4 protein-coding genes are annotated in these 3,165 nt (G+C 65.9%); all 4 read right to left on the bottom strand.

Translation table 11 applies throughout. The features are described from left to right. Nucleotides 1–24 precede the first annotated feature (24 nt). The gene (locus AAG816_RS27650) at nucleotides 25–1,626 is read right to left on the bottom strand and encodes an IS66 family transposase (protein WP_341992925.1); all 1,602 of its coding nucleotides are present in this window, start codon (nucleotides 1,624–1,626) and stop codon (nucleotides 25–27) included. A gap of 42 nt (nucleotides 1,627–1,668) precedes the next feature. Continuing rightward, complete coding sequence (tnpB, locus tag AAG816_RS27645; protein ID WP_341992924.1) at nucleotides 1,669–2,016, bottom strand: IS66 family insertion sequence element accessory protein TnpB; 348 nt, start codon at nucleotides 2,014–2,016, stop codon at nucleotides 1,669–1,671. Then, nucleotides 2,013–2,429 carry a transposase gene (locus tag AAG816_RS27640; RefSeq protein WP_341992926.1) on the bottom strand — a complete coding sequence of 139 codons (417 nt, stop codon included), beginning with the start codon at nucleotides 2,427–2,429 and terminating at the stop codon, nucleotides 2,013–2,015. Before AAG816_RS27640 ends, tnpB begins: the two co-directional genes overlap by 4 nt. Nucleotides 2,430–2,509: 80 nt before the next feature. Further along, nucleotides 2,510–3,165: GGDEF domain-containing phosphodiesterase (locus tag AAG816_RS27635; RefSeq protein ID WP_341992923.1), on the bottom strand; the 656-nt coding region annotated here is incomplete at its 5' end.

Genomic DNA, 3,165 nt, shown 5'->3' with positions numbered 1-3,165 from the left:
GGTAAGCATCCGGCGTAGGCCCATTCAGGGCTTTGCCTTCCAGTTCCATGGCAAGAGGTCGGCGATGGCCTTTGCGGGATGATCGTGGATGCGGGTGAGGACGTCGGCGAGCCAGGCTTGGGGATCGACGTCGTTGAGCTTTGCGGTCTCGATGAGGGTGTAGATGGCGGCGGCCCTGTCACCGCCGGAATCGGAACCGCAGAAGGTCCAATTCCGGCGTCCGACGGCGATACCGCGCAAGGCGCGTTCGGCGGCATTATTCGACAGGCAGATGCGCCCATCCTCCAGGAACCGGGTCATGGTGCCCCACCGGTTCAAGGCATAGTCCATGGCCTTGGCAGGATCCGATTTGGGCGACAGGCTGGCACGGCTGCTGCGCAGCCATCGCTCCAGATCGCCGATCAGAGGACGGCTTTTCTCCTGGCGGGTTTCGGCACGTTCCGCGATGGCGCGGCCGTTGATGGTCCGCTCGATGGCGAACAACGCGTCGATGCGCTTCACGGCCTCGGCTGCCAGGGGTGACTTTCCATCCTTGGCCAGATCAAAGAACCGGCGGCGGACATGGCTCCAGCATCCGGCCTCCTGGAGGGGGCCGGGCTTGCGGGCGGGGTCGTAAAGGCCGGCATAGCCGCTATAGGCGTCGGCCTGGAATATCCCGGCCCAGCCGGCCAGGTGGCGCTGCGGATGCTCGCCGGCACGGGTGCGGGCATAATGGTAGAGGGCGGCGGGCGGATCGCTGCCGCCGAACGGCCGATCATCCCGCACATAGACCCATAATCGACCAGTGGCCGCCTTTCCCCCGGATCGGGTCCGGGGCAGGCTCTTGGCCAGCACCGGCACCGGCGTGTCATCGCCATGGAGACGATCAGCCGCCAGAACGTGGGAGCGTATCGCCGCCACCAGCGGGGCCAGGGTTGCTGCCGCCGCGCCGACCCAGTCGGCCAGGGTGGAAACGTCCAGGTCGATCCCTTCACGGGCATAGGCCGCACTCTGCCGGTGCAGCGGCAGGTGCTGGGCATATTTCCCTGCCAGCACCATGGCCAGCAGGTTCGGCCCGGCCCGCCCACGCCGGATCGGATGGGAGGGGGCCGGCGTTTGGCTCACCGCCTCGCAGGACCGACAGGCGAATTTCTCCCGCACATGCTGCACCACCTTCCAGCGGCGGGGTTCGCATTCCAGGCTTTCCAGCACATCCTCGCCGATCTTGCGTAAGGCATCGCCGCCGCAGCGGTCGCAGACACAAGGTCCCGGATGCACGATCCGCTCCCGCGGCAGCGCCTCCGGCAGCGGCCGCCGGGCCGGCTTGCGCGGTGTGGCGGCAAGGGCGGGAATGGGTGTGTTGAGTTCGCCGGCCACCTCATTCTCGGCGCTGGTCTCCTCCAACTCCTCCAATTGCAGTTCCAACTGCTCCACCAGCAGCCGGCCCCGCTCCGAGGATTGGCCGTAAAGCTCCCGCCGGGCCTTGGCCAGGGCCAGACGCAGCCGTTCGATCTCGATCGCCCGTTCGCCGGCCTGCTGGCGCGCCGTCGCCAATTCCCCCTGCAATGCCAGGATCAGCGCATGGGCCGCCGCCAGATCGGCGGGCAGATTGTTGGCAGCGGGGGCGGGAGGATGGGGGCTGGACATAGGGTCATTGAATCATGCCCACGCCGTCTTGTCTGCAGCTTTTCAGCCCGCCCGTTCGGGTCGGGCCGTGTGCTGTGGCAGTCGCCAGTCGATCCCTTCCAACAGATAGCCCAACTGGGCCGGGCTCAGCGTTACCGCCCCGTCCACCACCGACGGCCAGATGAACCGGCCGCGCTCCAGGCGCTTGGTGAACAGGCAGGCACCCTGGCCGTCATGCCAGATGACCTTCACCAGGTCGGCGCGGCGGCCACGAAAGACGAACAGGTGACCGCCATGGGGATCGCGCCCCAGAACCTCCTGGACCTGCCGGGCAAGGCTGCCGAAACCCTTGCGCATGTCCGTCCGGCCCGTCGCCAGCCACACATGCACCCCCGGCGGGATCGGGATCATCCAGCACCTCCGGCCGCCCGGATCACCGCCCTGGCCAGCGCCAGATCCACCGACCCGCGCAGCCGCACCTCGATCCCGCCGGGCAGAAGCACTGAGATATCCGCGACCGATGCTGTGGGTGGGTTGGGGGCCGGCATCGCCGCCTCCACGACCGGCACGGCCATCGGCTCACCCACAGGGGCAAGCCGGACCGGCGTGAACGCCGGAACCGCACTGTCGATCGCCGGAACGGATACGCCCAATTGCCGGCGCCACCGGTACAGCAGGCTCTCATGGACCCCAAACCGCCGGGCAACTTCCTTGACCACGATGCCGGGCCTGAACGCCGCCTCCACCAGCCGGACCTTCTCCGTGTCCGACCACTTTCGACGCCGCTCCGTACCCGTCAAAACCTCCAACCGCTGATAAGACATCACGTTTGCCACTCGTTTGCGTCCGCGCTATCGCGCTTACACAAAGACTCCCAGCTACCGACCACCAAACACAAGGCGGCTCACACCGGATGCGTACGGTTGGCGAGTTCGCGCAGATGGCGAAGCGCCACCTCCGGATCGTCCATCAAGGCGCTCTCCGTTATCTCCAGACAGACCATTTCAGGGGGAAGCCGGTGCTCCCGTAGGAGACGCTCCATGTCAATGACAAGCTGTCGACCGGTAAGGTCCAATGTCGAAATGTTGATGGACGTTACAATCAGCAGGCCGGCACGGTACCACTCCGCGCATTGCCGGATAACTGTGGCAAGCAACCAAGGCGTGATCTCCCTGATGAACCCGGTTTGCTCTGCGAATGGGATGAACGTCCCGGGAGGGACCAATCCCCGCTGCGGATGACGCCATCGCAACAACGCCTCCGCTCCGATGATACGCCCGGTGTTTAGCTCTTGCTTTGGCTGGAAGTACGGTTCGAATTCCTCCCTGGACAGGGCCTGGCGCATCTCTCCGATCAAAGTCAGCTGCTCGTGCTGTGGCTTGTCAGCGACGTCGGAGCCGAGAGCAAAACCCTCGTGCCGACGTTTTGCCAATGCAAGCGCAAGGTCGGCATGCCGCAGGAGATCCGCCGCGGTTTCCCCATCGCGAGGGAACATGGCGACGCCAATACTGGCGTCCACGTCGAGGCGCTGCCCACCAATGGACAAAGGCGCGCGCATAG

Origin of the sequence: Azorhizobium sp. AG788 (assembly GCF_943371865.1) — a bacterium.
GTDB lineage: Bacteria > Pseudomonadota > Alphaproteobacteria > Rhizobiales > Xanthobacteraceae > Azorhizobium.
The sequence above is the reverse complement of the archived record's forward strand: the minus strand, read 5'-3'. Positions and strand labels throughout refer to the sequence as shown.